15 protein-coding genes and 1 other RNA gene are annotated in these 16,913 nt (G+C 33.4%); 10 read left to right on the top strand and 6 right to left on the bottom strand.

The genetic code is table 11. From position 1 onward, the window contains the following. Positions 1–125 precede the first annotated feature (125 nt). The 5 genes from FDM27_RS11740 to FDM27_RS11720 all read left to right on the top strand — a co-directional run bounded on the left by FDM27_RS11740 (position 126) and on the right by FDM27_RS11720 (position 6,094). Positions 126–659 (top strand): DUF4199 domain-containing protein, encoded by a 534-nt coding sequence (locus FDM27_RS11740; RefSeq protein WP_071183495.1) that lies wholly within the window; start codon positions 126–128, stop codon positions 657–659. Positions 660–665: 6 nt separating this feature from the next. Then, on the top strand, positions 666–1,625 hold the full coding sequence (locus FDM27_RS11735; RefSeq protein WP_140486688.1) for a glycosyltransferase family 2 protein: 960 nt from the start codon (positions 666–668) through the stop codon (positions 1,623–1,625). A gap of 52 nt (positions 1,626–1,677) precedes the next feature. Further along, positions 1,678–3,405, top strand: coding sequence for a phospho-sugar mutase (locus FDM27_RS11730; protein WP_140486686.1), 1,728 nt, complete (start codon positions 1,678–1,680; stop codon positions 3,403–3,405). Between the two features lie 77 nt (positions 3,406–3,482). Then, the gene (locus FDM27_RS11725; RefSeq protein WP_140486684.1) at positions 3,483–5,312 is read left to right on the top strand and encodes an ABC transporter ATP-binding protein; all 1,830 of its coding nucleotides are present in this window, start codon (positions 3,483–3,485) and stop codon (positions 5,310–5,312) included. Positions 5,313–5,392: 80 nt separating this feature from the next. Further along, positions 5,393–6,094, top strand: coding sequence for a DUF2971 domain-containing protein (locus FDM27_RS11720; protein ID WP_071183498.1), 702 nt, complete (start codon positions 5,393–5,395; stop codon positions 6,092–6,094). Between the two features lie 6 nt (positions 6,095–6,100). On the opposite strand, the gene FDM27_RS11715 is transcribed toward FDM27_RS11720, so the two are convergent. From FDM27_RS11715 to FDM27_RS11705, 3 genes are all read right to left on the bottom strand, one after another. After that, a complete protein-coding gene (locus FDM27_RS11715; protein ID WP_071183499.1) occupies positions 6,101–6,823 on the bottom strand; it encodes a hypothetical protein in 723 nt (240 codons plus the stop codon). A 116-nt stretch (positions 6,824–6,939) separates the two neighbouring features. Beyond that, positions 6,940–9,408, bottom strand: coding sequence for a TonB-dependent receptor (locus FDM27_RS11710; RefSeq protein ID WP_181161668.1), 2,469 nt, complete (start codon positions 9,406–9,408; stop codon positions 6,940–6,942). 8 nt (positions 9,409–9,416) lie between these two features. Then, entirely contained in the window at positions 9,417–11,111 is a 1,695-nt protein-coding gene (locus FDM27_RS11705) for a M23 family metallopeptidase (protein WP_140486682.1), read from the bottom strand. 177 nt (positions 11,112–11,288) lie between these two features. Between FDM27_RS11705 and FDM27_RS11700 the strand changes: the two genes are divergently transcribed. The 4 genes from FDM27_RS11700 (at position 11,289) to rny (ending at position 13,653) form a co-directional block, all read left to right on the top strand. Continuing rightward, entirely contained in the window at positions 11,289–11,579 is a 291-nt protein-coding gene (locus FDM27_RS11700) for a hypothetical protein (protein ID WP_071183501.1), read from the top strand. Positions 11,580–11,587: 8 nt separating this feature from the next. After that, positions 11,588–11,875 carry a cell division protein ZapA gene (locus tag FDM27_RS11695; protein ID WP_071183502.1) on the top strand — a complete coding sequence of 96 codons (288 nt, stop codon included), beginning with the start codon at positions 11,588–11,590 and terminating at the stop codon, positions 11,873–11,875. Positions 11,876–11,931: 56 nt separating this feature from the next. Continuing rightward, a non-coding RNA gene (gene ssrS / locus FDM27_RS11690) (6S RNA) lies at positions 11,932–12,038 on the top strand. 52 nt (positions 12,039–12,090) lie between these two features. After that, positions 12,091–13,653: a ribonuclease Y gene (gene rny, locus FDM27_RS11685; protein ID WP_071183503.1), complete on the top strand. Its 1,563-nt coding sequence runs from the start codon at positions 12,091–12,093 to the stop codon at positions 13,651–13,653. Positions 13,654–13,789: 136 nt separating this feature from the next. Here the strand turns inward: rny and FDM27_RS11680 are convergent, their stop codons facing one another. From FDM27_RS11680 to FDM27_RS11670, 3 genes are all read right to left on the bottom strand, one after another. Further along, positions 13,790–14,692: a site-specific tyrosine recombinase gene (locus FDM27_RS11680; protein WP_140486679.1), complete on the bottom strand. Its 903-nt coding sequence runs from the start codon at positions 14,690–14,692 to the stop codon at positions 13,790–13,792. Between the two features lie 78 nt (positions 14,693–14,770). Beyond that, positions 14,771–15,241, bottom strand: a complete 471-nt coding sequence (locus FDM27_RS11675) for a hypothetical protein (protein WP_071183506.1) — start codon at positions 15,239–15,241, stop codon at positions 14,771–14,773. 180 nt (positions 15,242–15,421) lie between these two features. Then, on the bottom strand, positions 15,422–16,021 hold the full coding sequence (locus FDM27_RS11670) for a porin family protein (RefSeq protein ID WP_071183507.1): 600 nt from the start codon (positions 16,019–16,021) through the stop codon (positions 15,422–15,424). Between the two features lie 328 nt (positions 16,022–16,349). Here FDM27_RS11670 and FDM27_RS11665 point away from each other — a divergent pair, with 328 nt between their 5' ends. Further along, positions 16,350–16,904, top strand: coding sequence for a porin family protein (locus FDM27_RS11665; RefSeq protein WP_071183508.1), 555 nt, complete (start codon positions 16,350–16,352; stop codon positions 16,902–16,904). The last annotated feature ends 9 nt before the right edge of the window (positions 16,905–16,913 follow it).

Below are 16,913 nucleotides of genomic sequence, written 5' to 3'. Positions count from 1 at the left end.
ATACAATTATTTTTCAATAAACAAATCTTTATTTCTTTTTTTTATATAAATAGCTAAAAGCAGTTTTTTACTCTTCAATATAGAGGGAATTACTATATTTGTTGCTTAATTGAAAGCATCGGACAATGATTCATGAAACTATCAAAAAAAACGGGATTACTTTTGGAATTATCACCGGTTTAACCTCCGTTTTAATTACCACTTTAATCTATTCTATCGATTTAAATTTATTCACATCACCGTGGATTGGTTTTTCCAATTTAGCATTGTATTTAATCATTGCCATTGGATTATTGGTCAAAACTAAAAAAGAATTTCAAGGTATTTTTACCTTCAAAGACGCATTTACTACTTATTTTATCTCGGCTTTAATCGGAATTGCAATTTCAGTTGTTTTCAATATTATACTATTTAATATTTTTGATCCTGCTGCCAAAGATACCGTCAAAGAACTAACTATTAAATACATGATTGCTGCCATGGAAAAGTTCAATGCCCCGGCAGAAGGAATCAACAAAGCAATTGCTGATTTAAAAGAAAACGACCAATTTTCGGTTTCAGGACTCTTAAAAGGTTCTTTATCTAATATTGTTTTCTGCACCATTTTTGGTTTAATTTTGGCTGCTTTCTTTAAAAGCAAACCCTCATCACAAGAATAAAAATCGATGAATTTATCTATATTAATACCACTTCTCAACGAAGAAGAATCACTTCAAGAACTTTATACCTGGATTATTAAAGTAATGCAGGAAAACCGTTATTCTTATGAAATTATATTTCTTGACGACGGAAGTTCTGACAAATCCTGGTCTATTATCCAGGGATTTGCTACCGAAAACACTCATGTAAAAGGCATTCGATTCATGAAGAATTTCGGTAAATCGCAGGCTTTACATGCCGGTTTTGCAAAAGCTCAAGGCGATGTTATCATCACCATGGATGCCGACCTACAGGATAGTCCCGATGAAATCCCGGGATTATACGAAATGATTACCCAACAAAATTTTGACTTGGTTTCAGGATGGAAAAAAAAGCGTTACGACTCGGTTGTGGCTAAAAATCTTCCTTCTAAATTATTTAACTGGGCTGCCCGAAAAACCTCGGGAGTAGAATTAAATGATTTTAACTGCGGATTAAAAGCGTATCGAAATGTGGTAGTAAAAAACATCGAAGTTTCTGGCGAAATGCACCGATACATTCCTGTTTTGGCAAAAAATGCCGGATTTGGAAAAATTGGCGAAAAAGTGGTCCAACATCAGGCTCGAAAATACGGTGAAACTAAATTTGGTATGGAACGTTTCATCAACGGTTTCCTGGATTTAATCACCATTTGGTTCCTATCACGTTTTGGAAAAAGACCTATGCACTTATTCGGAGCCATTGGTTCTTTAATGTTTATTATTGGTTTTTTACTGGCGGGATATATTGGTTTTTCTAAATTGTACCACATGTACAACAACATGCGTTACAGTTTAGTGACAAACAACCCTTGGTTTTACATTGCATTGACCACAATGATATTAGGAACACAATTATTTTTAGCTGGATTTTTAGGCGAAATTATTTTACGCACTAAAAACAATGAAGAACGCTACAAAATATCAAATGAGATTAATTTCTTATAAATAAAAAACTAAAAACGACCAACTAAAAACTAAAACTGTAAAACGCAAGAAAATGGAAAGTAAACAACATATTTTAGATGCAGTTAATGAGTGGCAAAGTCCAACATTTGATGCCGCAACTCAAGAAGAACTTAAAAAATTAATCGCAAATTCACCAAAAGAACTTGAAGAGAGTTTCTATAAAAATTTAGAATTTGGAACTGGAGGAATGCGCGGTATTATGGGTGTTGGAAACAACCGAATCAATAAATACACGCTTGGAAAAAGCACTCAGGGACTTTCAAATTATTTGAAATCTGTTTTTCCAAACCAAGCTATTAAAGCCGTTATTGCTTTCGACTGTCGTCATAACAGTAAATCATTAGCAAAAGTTGTTGCTGATGTTTTCTCGGCCAATGGAATTCAGGTTTACCTTTTTTCAGATCTGAGACCTACACCAGAATTGTCTTTTGCATTGAGACATTTAGGTTGCCAATGCGGAATTGTTTTGACTGCTTCACATAACCCTCCTGAATACAACGGATACAAAGTATATTGGCAAGACGGAGGACAAATTGTTCCGCCGGAAGACGAAGCGATTATCAATGCTATTGAATCATTAAATTATAACGAAATCAAATTTGATGCAAATGAAGATTTGATTGAATATATTGACGAAGAAGTTGACCAGGCCTTTATAAAATCAACTATTGAAAACGCTAGTTTCAATACTCCTGCTGAAGCAAAAGACAATCTAAACATTGTTTTTACTTCACTTCACGGGACTTCTATTACTGTAATGCCTGAAACTTTTGTACAAGCTGGTTACAAAAACGTACATATTGTTGAAGAACAAGCTATTCCTAATGGTGATTTCCCTACCGTAAAATCTCCAAATCCTGAAGAACCGGAAGCTTTAACTTTAGCATTGGCTCTTGCCGATAAAACAAATGCCGATATTGTTATTGGTACGGACCCTGATTGTGATCGTTTAGGGATTGCTGTTCGTAATAACGAAGGCGAAATGACCTTATTGAACGGAAATCAAACGATGATTTTAATGACTGCATTTTTACTGGAAAAATGGAAAAAAGCAGGCAAAATAAACGGAAAACAATTTGTAGGCTCTACTATTGTTTCTACTCCTATGATTATGGAATTGGCTTCGGCTTATGGAGTTAATTTCAAAGTAGGTTTAACCGGTTTCAAATGGATTGCCAAAATGATTAAAGATTTCCCTGAACTACAATTCATTGGTGGTGGAGAAGAAAGTTTTGGCTACATGGTGGGCGATGCGGTTCGTGATAAAGATGCCGTTGCTGCAACCTTATTAATTTGCGAAGTGGCAGCACAAGCAAAAGCTAACGGAAGCACGGTTTACAAAGAATTACTAAAACTATACGTTGACCACGGATTTTTCAAAGAGTACCTCGTTTCATTAACTAAAAAAGGAATGGAAGGCTTACAGGAAATCAACCAAATGATGATTGACCTGAGAGAAAATCCATTGAAAGAAATCAACGGACAACGTGTTGTTATGGTCGAAGATTATCAATCATCTATTGCCAAAAATTTATTGGACGGAGAAGAATCAATTATGGATATGCCAAAATCTAATGTGTTGATTTATTATACTGAAGACGGTTCTAAAATTTGTGCAAGACCTAGTGGAACTGAACCAAAAATCAAATTCTACATCAGCGTAAATACTGAATTGGATGCCGTAGAAAACTTCAATGAAGTAGAAAACATCTTAGACGAAAAAATAAAAAACATCATTGCAGCAATGCAATTGAAATAAATACAATTCGATAATTTTCCAATTAGACCCGATATGTTTTCAATAACTATCGGGTTTTAATGGTAAAAAACTACATAATGGATCAAAATTTAAAAAAAATTATTCCTTTTGCAAAAAAGTACAAAATACATATTGTGTGGAACATTATTCACAATACTTTATATGCACTTTTTGGAACAATAGGAATGGTTATGATTTTTCCTGTACTAAAAGTACTTTTTGATAACGGAGAAAAAATAACCAAATTACCTCAATATCAGGGATTATCTGAAATAGATACCTATTTGAATCATATTCTTTTTTATTATGTAAACCATTATTCAGAATTATATGGTCCTAATTACGCACTACTACTAACGGTATCTTTAGTAGTTATTACCTTTTTATTTAAAAATTTATTTGGGTATTTAGGACTTCAACATTTAACCAAATTAAAAACAGGAGTTCTTAGAGATTTACGTGAAAAAATGTTCAGGAAAATTGTGTCTTTACCTATTCCCTACTATTCTGAAAAAAGAAAAGGAGATGTAATGGCACGAATGCTAGGCGACATCAACGAAGTACAAAACTCCTTTTTCATGGTATTGGAACTAATTGTAAAAGAACCTTTGACCATCATATTCTCTTTGGTCGCAATGATAAACATTAGCTGGAAACTAACTTTGTTTGTCTTATTTTTCATTCCAGTTTCGGGATATATTATTTCTAAAATCGGAAAATCTTTAAAAGGAAAATCAGTAAAAGCGCAACAAGAAAACGGTTATCTGATTTCAATTGTCGAAGAAACATTATCGGGATTAAAAGTGGTAAAAGGATACAATGCTGAAAGTTTCTTTACCCAAACTTTTAATAATTCCATCAATCGATTATACCAAATAACTAATAGTATTGGAAAGAAGAACAATTTAGCTTCGCCAATGTCTGAATTTCTAGGGATAATTGTAATTTCTATTTTACTTTTTTACGGTGGAAATTTAGTTTTAGTCGATAAATCACTGGACGGTTCTTTATTTATTGCCTATATTGGATTAGCATACAACATTTTAACACCGGCTAAAGCCATTTCTAAAGCGTCTTATCAAGTCAAAAATGGTTTAGCAGCTGCCGAACGTGTTTTTGAAGTATTAGAAGTCGAAAATACAATTAAAGACAAACCTAACGCTATTACATTAGATGGATTTCATGATGCAATCATCCTGAAAGACATTACGTTTGCCTATGAAGATGAAGCCGTATTAAAAAACTTCAGCCTCACTATACCTAAAGGAAAAACCGTTGCCTTAGTGGGACAATCCGGAAGTGGAAAAAGTACTATTGCTAATCTATTAACACGCTTTTACGATGTTAAAAATGGTGAAATACAAATAGACGGTCACAACATTAAAGACGTTACTATGAATTCCTTGCGCAGCTTAACCGGATTAGTAACCCAGGACAGCATAATGTTCAATGGCTCTATCAAAGAGAATATCAAATTTGGAAAACAGGAAGCAACTGATGAAGACGTTATTGAAGCTTTAAAAATTGCCAATGCTTATGAATTTGTAAAAGACTTACCTAAAGGAATTGACACCAATGTTGGCGATAGCGGAAACAAACTTTCAGGAGGACAAAAACAACGTCTGTCTATCGCGCGTGCTGTATTAAAAAACCCACCCATTATGATTCTGGACGAAGCAACATCTGCTTTGGATACTGAAAGCGAAAAACTAGTGCAAGTAGCTCTGGAAAACATGATGCAAAACCGAACTTCGATTGTAATTGCGCACCGTCTTTCAACCATTCAAAAAGCAGATACGATTGTGGTAATGCAAAAAGGAAAGATAGTAGAACAAGGCTCACATGAAGAATTAATTGCATTAAATGGTACTTATAACAAATTAGTTTCCATGCAATCATTCGAATAAATAATCGAAATTTAATACCGCTTTATTTTAGATTCAAAAAACGAATAATACCTTTATACAACCATTTTAAATCTAAAAAAATGTATCATAATAATCCAAATATCAAACTTCCTGAAGATACCGAAACTATAGTTTGGAAATATCTGGATTTATCAAAGTTTTTAGATTTATTGCTTTCGCAAAAGTTATTCATGTCCCGTTCGGACAAATTTGAAGATCAATACGAAGGCACTTTTAGCGAACCTACTTACGAAGAAATCAAGAAATTAGCCATTGACAATCCTGATTTCATCAATTATTACAAAACACATCGGGAAAAAGTAGCCATTAGCAGCTGGCACATTAACGAATACGAATCTTTTGCCATGTGGCAAATTTTCACCCAAAACAGTGAAGGTCTTGCCATTCAATCCACCATTGGCAGATTGCAAAAAGCCTTGCATCCTGAGAATAATTTTAAACAATATATAGGCGAAGTAAATTATATCGATTACAAGAAAGAATACATTCCTTTTGATGATTTATTCTTTCCTTTTCTGTTTAAACGAAAAAGTTTTCAGTACGAACGCGAAGTACGCATCATTACTGATGTTACAGATGGTAAAATAAAACTGAATGATGGTCTAAAAATCAATGTAGATATCAATCAGTTAATTGAGAAAATCTACATTCACCCTAAATCCGAAAACTGGTACAAAAACCTGGTAATCCAGTTAGTAAAAGAATTAGGATTTGATTTTACAATTGAAAAATCAGATTTAGAAAGCGATATTTTGATTTAAAAACTACTAAATAGGTTCGTAATTTACAACTTCCCAATCTTTAGCCAATAAATTAATGTAGCCGTATTGTACTACATCATTTTTATCAAATTGCCCGTTTTTGTTGGTGTCTTCCACCGTTCTAAAATACAAACGATTTTTAGATTCGATTAAATTCCAATCGATTAACTCCTGAAAATCAGCCGAAATTTTAGTAAAATTTTCTCCACTGATATCACTCAAATACAAAGATTTAATGTCGCTTGTATCTAATTTTCCATCCTTATTAGTATCCACATCATACATGGTATATACTAAAATTTGCTTGTTGGTTTTATCGGCAATCGCTTTTAAATACGTAACTGTCAAAATCAAAGCAGGCTTATCAGTTAATGATTTTATCGAATCAGAATCTATTTTTTGAAACTTTAAATTTTGCAAATAACCCGTAATTTCATCGTCACCCAAATTAGAAACTGTAAAACTCAAATCGATCACACTGGAAGAACCATACTTAACTTTTGTCCCTTTCTCATAGACTCTTAAATCGCCAACAGGATGAATCAAATAATTTGTTCCTTCCATCTGAATTGGTAAATCAGCAATAGCAATCTGAGTCGAATCTATTTTAGTCATCGACTTATCGTTGTTAGTAGAATTATAAATCACTTTGGGTTTTTCTACTTCTTTTTTACAACTCACCAAAAGTAAGATGGCTATATTTATCAAGACTATAGGTAGTGCTTTCATACGAATGTGATATTAAAATATTTTCAAATGTAATGATTTTTAAAAATGCTTTTGAATTTTAAACTTAATTTATGACATAATCCTACAACAATAAAACTCCCGAAACAATTGCTTTATTACAATTTAGCATTCAATTTCAAATTGAACATTCTTGTAGTCATATAATTAGGTACCGCATATTCATTTTTCGAATAAACATCACGCACCCAGGTATTAGTAATTGCGTTTTGATTATTAAACAAATTGAATATTTCCAAACCAATAGACAATTCTTTAAAATTGCCTAACCAATGCTTCTTTTTTGTGTTTCCATCAGTTAAAACTTTTGAAAAACCAATATCAGCCCTACGATAATCATTCAACCGATTTTGATAAACATAAGGATCAGCATAAGAAGGGGAACCTCCGGGCAATCCCGTATTGTAAACCAAATTCAAATACACTTTCATACTGGGAATACTAGGCATATAATCTTGAAACAAAACAGCAAATTTCAGTCTTTGATCTGTTGGTCGGGCAATATAACCTTTGTTATTGGTATTTTCTTCTGTTTTAAGATAGCCAAAACTAAACCATGATTCAGTTCCGGGAACAAATTCCCCATTTAATCTCAAATCCAATCCCTGTGCATAAGCTTTGGCATCATTATTTGCAGCATAACGTATTCTGACATTGTCAATTGTATAAGTATTAACATCGTTGAGTGATTTATAATACAACTCCGAAACCAATTTAAAAGGGCGTTGCCACATTTTAAAATCATATTCATTTCCAAGAACCAGCTGAACCGATTGTTGCGATTTTACATTAGGCTGAACCGATCCACCGGCATCCCTGAGTTCTCTGTAAAAAGGCGGCTGATAATAATAACCACCGGAAATTCTAAAAATCATATCCTTTTCCCAATTGGGTTTTAAAGCCAATTGCACTCTGGGACTAAAAACCGTTTGTGAATTTGTCGAAGAATCAGCGTTTGTTCCTGTGATTCCCCAATTTTGCATTCGAACACCTGCCGTGTACCAAAGTTGTGCGTTTTCCAGATTAGTTTTGGCACTCCATTGTGCATAAGCCGAAAACCGATTGATGGTATTAAAATTAACAGCAAACACACTTTGATACGGAACCAACGGGCCTGTAAAAGAAGTATAAGGTTCGTATTTGGGGGCAAAATTGATAATTGGCGGATGAATCGAAAATCCTGCCGAATCAATTACTTCCCACTCCACTACCCTGTCCCGAATAGATTCTCTGGTATATTTCACACCAAATTCAAAATTGCTGTTTTTCCAATCATATCCCCCTTTTACTTCGGCATTTACAATCATGGCATCCAAATCATTTCGTGCATGATTTAACTGTGTTCCAATTCCGCTGGTATAAGAAACATCATTATATGTTTCACTTCCAATAGTTACATCATTTTCTCCTAAACGATATTGTGCCAAAATATCAAAATATTCCTGTTCCAAAGTATGATAAACCGAACCAATAAACTTCAACTTCAACTTATCAGAAGCTTGAAAAGTCGTTTTCAAAGCTCCAAAATAGGTGTCGTATTTATCTTTTTCCTGTCCTTCATAAAACACTGTCAACACCATGGGCTGATCTATGGTTCCAAATCTTGTTTTTCTTATCAAAGGCTGATAATTGTATTTATTCTGAGAAATATTCCCCAGAAAACTCCATTGCCATTTTGCGGAAGCATTAAAATTAACATTGGTTTGAACATCCACAAAAGAAGGTGTATAATTCGTTTGCGTTTCCTGACTTTTCACCAAAAGGCTATTGTTTCGATAACGAACTCCTGTAACAGCAGTCCATTTTTTATTTTTAGATATGGCATCAACAGCAAGGCTTCCGCCAAGAAAACTCGATTCAAAAGCAGCTGCAAACTGAGTTGGATTCCGATAAGTAATATCCAAAACCGAAGCTAATTTATCGCCATACTTAGCCTGAAATCCTCCTGCCGAAAAATTGACATTTTGAACCAAATCAGTATTCGTAAAACTCAAACCTTCCTGTTGCCCGGAACGAATTAAAAAAGGACGATAAACTTCTATTTCGTTAACATAAACCAAGTTCTCATCATAATTTCCACCTCTAACCGAATATTGCGTACTCAATTCATTGTTTGAATTCACTCCGGCTAACGTTTTCAATACATTTTCGATTCCGGCATTAGCTCCTGGCAACTTCTTGATTACATCAGGTGCGATTGTTGTAATTCCCTGAATTTGACTTTTCTTATCTTTTGTAATGATGATTTCGCCTATTTCTTCTTCGTGTTCATTCATTACCAAATTCAATTCGTAATCTTCCGAATTTTTCAACAATAAAGCAATAGTCGTTTTTTTAAACGTCAGATGACTAAAAACAAGATTGATTGTTTTATTTACAGGAACTTTAATGGTATAAAAACCTTTTGCATTAGATTGGGTCGAATGCCCTAAAAACGAAATATTGACATTACTTACAGGCTTATTTTGGGCATCAAGCAAAGTTCCCTTTACTCTGGCCAATTGCGCCAAAGAAGAAAAACTAATACAAAAGAATACCAAAACAAAAGCTAGTTTATCGTTCAAAATACTCACTTTTATTTTTGACTTCTAAAAAAACGGCTTTCAAATGTAGTTGCATTCCCTACTTGGTCGGTTACTACAACTTTTAAATCATTAGCTCCTTCGGCAACAATCCCGTCACTAAAATTATGAGTGATTTTTCTGGTTTTTGCATCGTATTCAAATAAAATCCAATTGCCATTCAAATAACCATTGTATGATTTTATACCCGAACCTGAATCTCTAATAAAAAGTTGAATCGATTTTTCGGCACTCAGCCAACGTCCTTCAATGGGCTTTGCAATTGTAATTACAGGCGGAGTAGTATCCATTGCTAAAGTATATTTACCCAAAGAGCGCACTTTAGTGCTATAAAGATTTCCTTTGAAAAATGTAGTATTATAACCTAAACTCCCACCGGAACTCAAACTGGCTATATACACTTTGCTCTTCTGTTCCTCAGTATATTTATCACTCTCTATAGCGATTTCAAAACTGGAATGAACCGGCACGCTATCATCATGAAGCGTTAAAAAATTACCGTTTACAGCAAAATTCATTGCAAAATCTTCATAAAAAGTTCCCGCCGGAAAACTGGCCGTCATATTCTCTTTAGAGAAAATATTGTCCTTTTTGGATTTAACAAAATAATTAGAAGCAATAACTTCTTGCCCAATAACCGGAACAGATGAATCAAAAGCAATCGGAATATTCACGACTGTGGTGTTTCCAAAAAAGTCAGCAACTTCAATTCGATACACTAAATTCAAATTAGGAATAACATTTACAATCCCATTGTCAGCATCCTTTTTTATGATACTCAAATTAAAAGGAGAACTCATAAACAATTTTTGAACTCTTTGATATGTTTTTTTATAACGCGAATAATCAATCAAAGCATTTATGTATCGCATTTCGTCAAAGGAATAGGTGTCAAACTGATAACCAAAAGCGGCTTTTCCATTCAAATAAGACTGAACTTTATAAACTCCGTTTTTGTTAAAAGAAACATTATCATAATCATCAGCGGTAATTCCAAAACCAATTTTCCCATTAGCCAAAACCTTTGTGGCTAAATACGTTCCGTCCTTTTGCAAATTTAAATTCAATAACAATGGACGCTTGGATTGATTAGCCGTAGCTCCTTCTAACGGATAAACATAAACCGCGGAAATTATTGGTTTTTTGATGTCTTTGAAATTTTTATCAAACCCAAACAACATTGGATTAATAATTTTTTCGGTTTGAGTATCCCTGAATTCAAAATGTAAATGCGGTCCTTCAGAAGAACCTGTATTTCCTGATAAACCGATAATTTCACCCTTTTTAACTACTAATTCGTTAGCTTTTGGAAACATTTCAATTTCAAAATTTTGTTCCTTATAATGAGTGCTTTTAATATATTCGGCTATTGCTCCGGTAGCTTTTTGCAAATGACAATACACCGTAGTATAACCATTAGGATGATTAACATAAATAGCTTTTCCGTTTCCAAAAGGAGAAATTTTAATACGGGAAACATAACCATCAGCCACCGCCAGCACATTTAAACCTTCTTTTTGTAAAGTTTTAAAATCAAAACCGGCATGAAAATGATTGGGTCTTAATTCTCCAAAATTCCCCGATAATTGCATCGGAATCTCTAATGGAGACTGAAAATAATCTTTTGGATAAGTAGTTTGAGCTATAACTGCCCTAGAAATCAGTAGAAAAAAAAGGAAAAATCTCATGCGAATCATTTTTGCTAAGATAAAAAAACTAATTCGGAATGCTTTATAAAAAAAGTATTTTTGTAACCATTTACTACACAACATTTTGATTATTTTATAATAAAAAAAACAATAAAATATTGCAATAATAAAAACTAATACTAAATTTGTAATATTAAGTAATGAATAGGATTTATAATGAGTGTAATTGCAGAAATAATTGATACTCTTGAAAATAAAGTTGAAAAGCTTATTCTAAAATTAAAAAATTTAGAACGAAACAATCAGGATTTAACTATCGAATTAAATAAATCTGCTCAAATCATACAAAAACAATCTCAGGAGATTGAAGCGTTAAAGGCACAGTATGAAACACTTAAAATGGCCAATTCATTATTAGGTAGTGACGAAAACAAAAGAGATACAAAGCTTAAAATAAATTCATTAATTCGTGAAATTGATTACTGCATAGCACAGTTATCAGATTAGTATAAACAATGGACGAAAAGCTTAAAATTAAAATATCAATTGCAGACAGAGTCTATCCGTTAACGGTAGATCCCTCACAGGAAGAAGGTCTTAGAAGTGCTTCTAAAAAAATTGATAATATGATTAAGCAATTCGAAGAAAATTATGCCGTTCGCGATAAACAGGACGTTTTAGCCATGTGTGCTTTGCAATTTGCATCGCAGGTAGAGCAAAAACAGATTGACAATGCTATCAATGGAGATGAAACTATTGATAGAATTCAGAAAATTAATGCTATTTTAGACGAAAATCTTTAAAAAACAACGTTCTTTAACAACTAAGATACTGCCTACATTAGTTAATTATTTGGTAAACTCAACACTAACAATTTAGAATGAGCAAATCATCGTTACTATAGCAAGCCAATTCAGTTTGGAAGCTTGAACAGCGAGTTAGCTCAAAACTTGTCTTCACGAGTTTATACAAACAACTTAATGTAGGCTTTTTTTTATATATTAATTTTTAAACAAACATGGACATATTAACGATTATCATTTCGGGAATTATAGGTATTGCAATAGGATTTGGCATTGCCAAAATCATAGAAAAAAGCAACATCTCTAATCTAATTAAAAACGCTAAAAAAGAAGCTGCTTCTATTTTGAAAGACGCTAACTTTGAAGCTGAAAACATAAAAAAAGACAAAATTCTTCAGGCAAAAGAGAAGTTTATCGAATTAAAATCAGAGCACGAACAAGTGATTTTGGCTCGTGACAAAAAAGTAGCAGAAGTAGAAAAAAGAATCAGAGACAAAGAATCTCAGATTTCTAACGAATTATCTAAAGCTAAAAAAGTCAACGATGATTTTGAGAAAAAAACAGCCGAATTTGAAGCTAAAATTGAAGTTTTAGACAAAAAACAGGCAGAAGTTGACAAGCTACACAAAAGCCAACTACAACAATTAGAATTAATCTCCGGTTTATCAGCCGAAGAAGCTAAGGAACAACTAGTCGAAGGATTAAAAGCTGAAGCAAAAACTACAGCCATGTCTCACATACAGGATACAATCGAAGAGGCTAAACTAACCGCTCAGCAAGAAGCTAAAAAAATCATCATCAACACTATTCAACGTGTTGGAACAGAAGAAGCGGTAGAAAACTGCGTTTCTGTTTTCAATATTGAATCTGACGATGTAAAAGGTAGAATTATCGGTCGTGAAGGTCGTAACATCAGAGCTTTAGAAGCTGCTACAGGAGTAGAAATCATTGTTGATGACACTCCGGAAGCCATTATCCTTTCTTGTTTTGACCCGGTTAGAAGAGAAATTGCCCGTCTTTCATTACACAAATTAGTAACTGACGGACGTATTCACCCGGCACGTATTGAAGAAGTGGTTGCTAAAACTGCCAAACAAATTGACGATGAAATTATCGAAGTGGGTAAACGCACCGTTATCGATTTAGGAATTCACGGTTTACATCCGGAATTGATAAAAGTAGTAGGACGTATGAAATACCGTTCTTCTTACGGACAAAACTTATTACAACACTCACGTGAAGTTTCTAAACTTTGCGGATTGATGGCTGCCGAATTAGGATTGAACGTTAAACTGGCAAAAAGAGCCGGTTTATTACACGATATCGGAAAGGTGCCGGATACTGAAAGTGATTTACCACACGCCTTATTAGGTATGCAATGGGCTGAGAAATATGGCGAAAAAGAAGAGGTTTGCAACGCTATTGGAGCACACCACGACGAGATTGAAATGAAATCTCTTTTATCTCCAATTATTCAGGTTTGTGATGCTATTTCAGGAGCAAGACCGGGAGCAAGAAGACAAGTATTAGATTCTTACATTCAACGTTTGAAAGATCTGGAAGAAGTAGCTTACGGATTCAACGGAGTTAAAAATGCTTATGCAATTCAAGCTGGTAGAGAATTACGTGTAATTGTAGAAAGCGAAAAAGTTTCTGATGATAATGCTGCGACTTTATCTTTCGAAATTTCGCAAAAAATCCAAACCGAAATGACTTACCCAGGACAGGTAAAAGTAACTGTAATTAGAGAAACCAGAGCAGTAAATATTGCTAAATAAGACATAAAATTCCAATCCCGATAGCATCGGGATTAAACTCCAAATTCCAATAAACACTGTTGGAATTTGGAGTTTTTTTTTGTTGGACTCAAGAAGATATTGGAATTTGTCCCGAAGTTTCGGGATTGGAATTTAACTACATGTTTTTTCGAGGATGACAACTCTCCAATACTTCGGTTAAAAATGTTCGATCCAAATGCAAATAAACTTCAGTAGTAGTTATTGATTCATGTCCAAGCATCAACTGAATAGACCGCAAATCGGCACCATTTTCCAGTAGATGTGTCGCAAAAGAATGCCTGAATGTATGTGGACTGATTTTCTTGTTTAAATTGATTTTGGTTGCTAAATTGTTGATGATCGTAAAAACCATCGCCCTTGTCAATTGCGCCCCTCTTCTATTTAAGAATAAGACATCACTGTGCTCTTTTTTGACAGGAACATCTACCCTTACATGATCCTTATAAAGAAGAATGAATCTTTTCGTCGAATTAGCAATAGGTACAAAGCGTTCTTTATTTCCTTTTCCGGTAATTTTGATAAACCCTTCATCAAAAAACAAATCAGATATTTTGAGTGCAACCAACTCCGAAACCCGCAAACCACAACCATATAATGTTTCTAACATAGCGCGATTGCGTTCTCCTTCATTCGAAGACAAATCAATAGCCCCTATCAAGGCATCAATTTCTTCTACCGCTAAAGTATCGGGTAATTTTCGTCCTATTTTAGGCGATTCAATCAACTCCATTGGATTGTCAGCACGATAATCCTCAAAAATCAAATAACTAAAAAAACTATTCAATCCTGAAATAATTCTGGCCTGTGAACGTGCATTCAATTGGTCGGAAATAGTGTAGATGAACTGTTGAATCGTTTCTTCAGCAATCTTTAAAGGAGAAACTTCAATATTGTTTTCAGAGAGAAACAAACACAATCGTTCAATATCGAAAGAATAATTAGCAACGGTATTCTTTGACAAACCACGCTCTATTTTAAGATAAGATTGATAACTTTTGATATAAGAATTCCAATTCATATTACAAATAAACGACTTTTACAGACATAAAAAAACCTCTCCTTTTCAGAAGAGGTTTTCATTAAAAATATTTTAGATTTATAATTTAAAGTTTACACCTAAATTAATTGATGAAACAGTAAATCCATCTTTAGAAAATCCCTTATAAGCAACATAAAGGCCTGCTTTTTCCATTTGATAACCAAATTTAGGCTGATACATAAAAGCTCCCTCGTTACCATCATTAACACCAATACCATAACCTAAATCAGCTCCAATGAACCAATTATTAGTCAAAGTAAATTGTGCTGTTGCTGCTACAGGAATAAAACTAGCATCATCCCACCCATCTTTTCCTAAATAAGTAGTATAACCTGTAGTAATACCTGCATCTAAACCTTCGGCTACACTCCAAGTGTAAGCCAAATCAGCTCCTAAATTCACAGAACTAATATCTTTCATATCTCCGGTAGGTAAACCTACATGAGCTCCTAATTTAAAAGCTCCACTTTGGGCATTTGCAAATCCAAATGCAAAAATTGCCGCTGTTGTTAAAATGATTTTTTTCATAGTTTAAGTTGTTAAATTAGTAATTTATTAACATAAAACTATCAAATATTCAAAACAGAAAAACTTATCCTACTAAAAACTTATCAACAATACTATTAACATTATTTTAATAAGAACACTACGAGCATAAAAAAAGACCATTCTTTCGAATAGTCTTTTTAAATATTATTATCTAAAAAATTAAAATTTATAACCTAATGCCAAAGAAAAAGCAGAAGATTTCATTTTACTATCACCACCCATAAATTCTTCCTCTGCAATATTGGACAACCCTAAATTGTATCTAAAATCAATTAAAACTTTTTCATTAATATCATATCCTAAACCAAAATTAACTCCAAAATTGATTGACTTAAAACTATCTTTAATATCAGTACTATCATCTCCCATTTTCCCTTTAGCACCAACTAAAAATCCAATTTGCGGACCAACCTGTAAACTAATTTTTTCTGAAGCAAAATACTTAGCCATTACTGGCACATTAACATAAGAAAGGTTAATTTTTGCATCAGTTCCTTCAAAGCCAAATTCAGAACCTTCTGTAGAAAACAAAACCTCTGGCTGAATAGCAAAATTGCTAGCTACTTTAATTTCGGCAAAACCACCTGCTTGAACACCTACAATTGAATTAAACCTCAATACACCAATATCACCAATCTCGCCTCCATTTACATTTAAACTAGAAACGTTACCTCCAACTTTAACGCCAAATTTAACTTCTTGCGCATTAGTTATTGTAAATGCTAATACTGCCATAGCAGACAAAATAATTTTTTTCATTTTTAATATTTGTTAAAATTCAGGTGCAAACCTACAATAATCAGCTCAATAAAACCAAAATTATTGTTAAAAAACCAACTTAAAGACACTAAAACCAGCAGAAAAACAAAAAACACAAATAACTCATTTACAACAAACTAAAAACAAGTCACTCACCTAATTCCGTGATTTTTTAACTCTATTGTCAAAAAACACCAAAAACAAGTTTTTTCTTTCAATACATAATCGGTTTCATTAGTATTTAATGCTTATTTCACAAAAGAACACAATAAAATAAACATCAAACTGTTTATATTTACAGTCTCGAATCTTAAATAAAAAAAGTATTATGAAAAAAGTATTCTTAATTGCCATTGTAGTATTAGGTCTTAGTACAACTTTACAGGCACAAAGTATTCGTTTTGGTGTTAAAGCAGGTGCCAATTTTGCTAATCAAAATGGTGACACTCCACCTGCTTTCGAAAGCAAAGAATCTATCACTAGTTACCACGCAGGTTTAGTAGCCGAAGTAAAATTATTAGATGGTTTTGCCATCCAACCAGAGCTTTTATACTCTACCCAGGGAGCTACTTATAAAAATGCTGTAGAAGAATTCAAAAATGAATTAGGCTATCTTTCTATTCCTGTTGTAGCAAAAATAGGTTTGAGCAAAAGTTTAAATCTTGAACTGGGTCCACAAGCATCTTTCTTACTAAGCGAAAAAGACAATGTTGATTTAGAAGATTCTAAAACATTTGAATTTGGCGTAGTAGGAGGTTTAGGACTTAATATCACTAAAAATCTATTTATTCAAGCCCGTTACGGACTTGGACTAACTGAAGCTACTAAAGACGCTGATATTAAAAACTCAACAATTCAGTTGTCAGCCGGTATCATGTTCTAAAAAACATAG

The organism is Flavobacterium sp. GSA192 (assembly GCF_006386525.1).
Lineage (GTDB): Bacteria > Bacteroidota > Bacteroidia > Flavobacteriales > Flavobacteriaceae > Flavobacterium > Flavobacterium commune.
The sequence above is the reverse complement of the archived record's forward strand: the minus strand, read 5'-3'. Positions and strand labels throughout refer to the sequence as shown.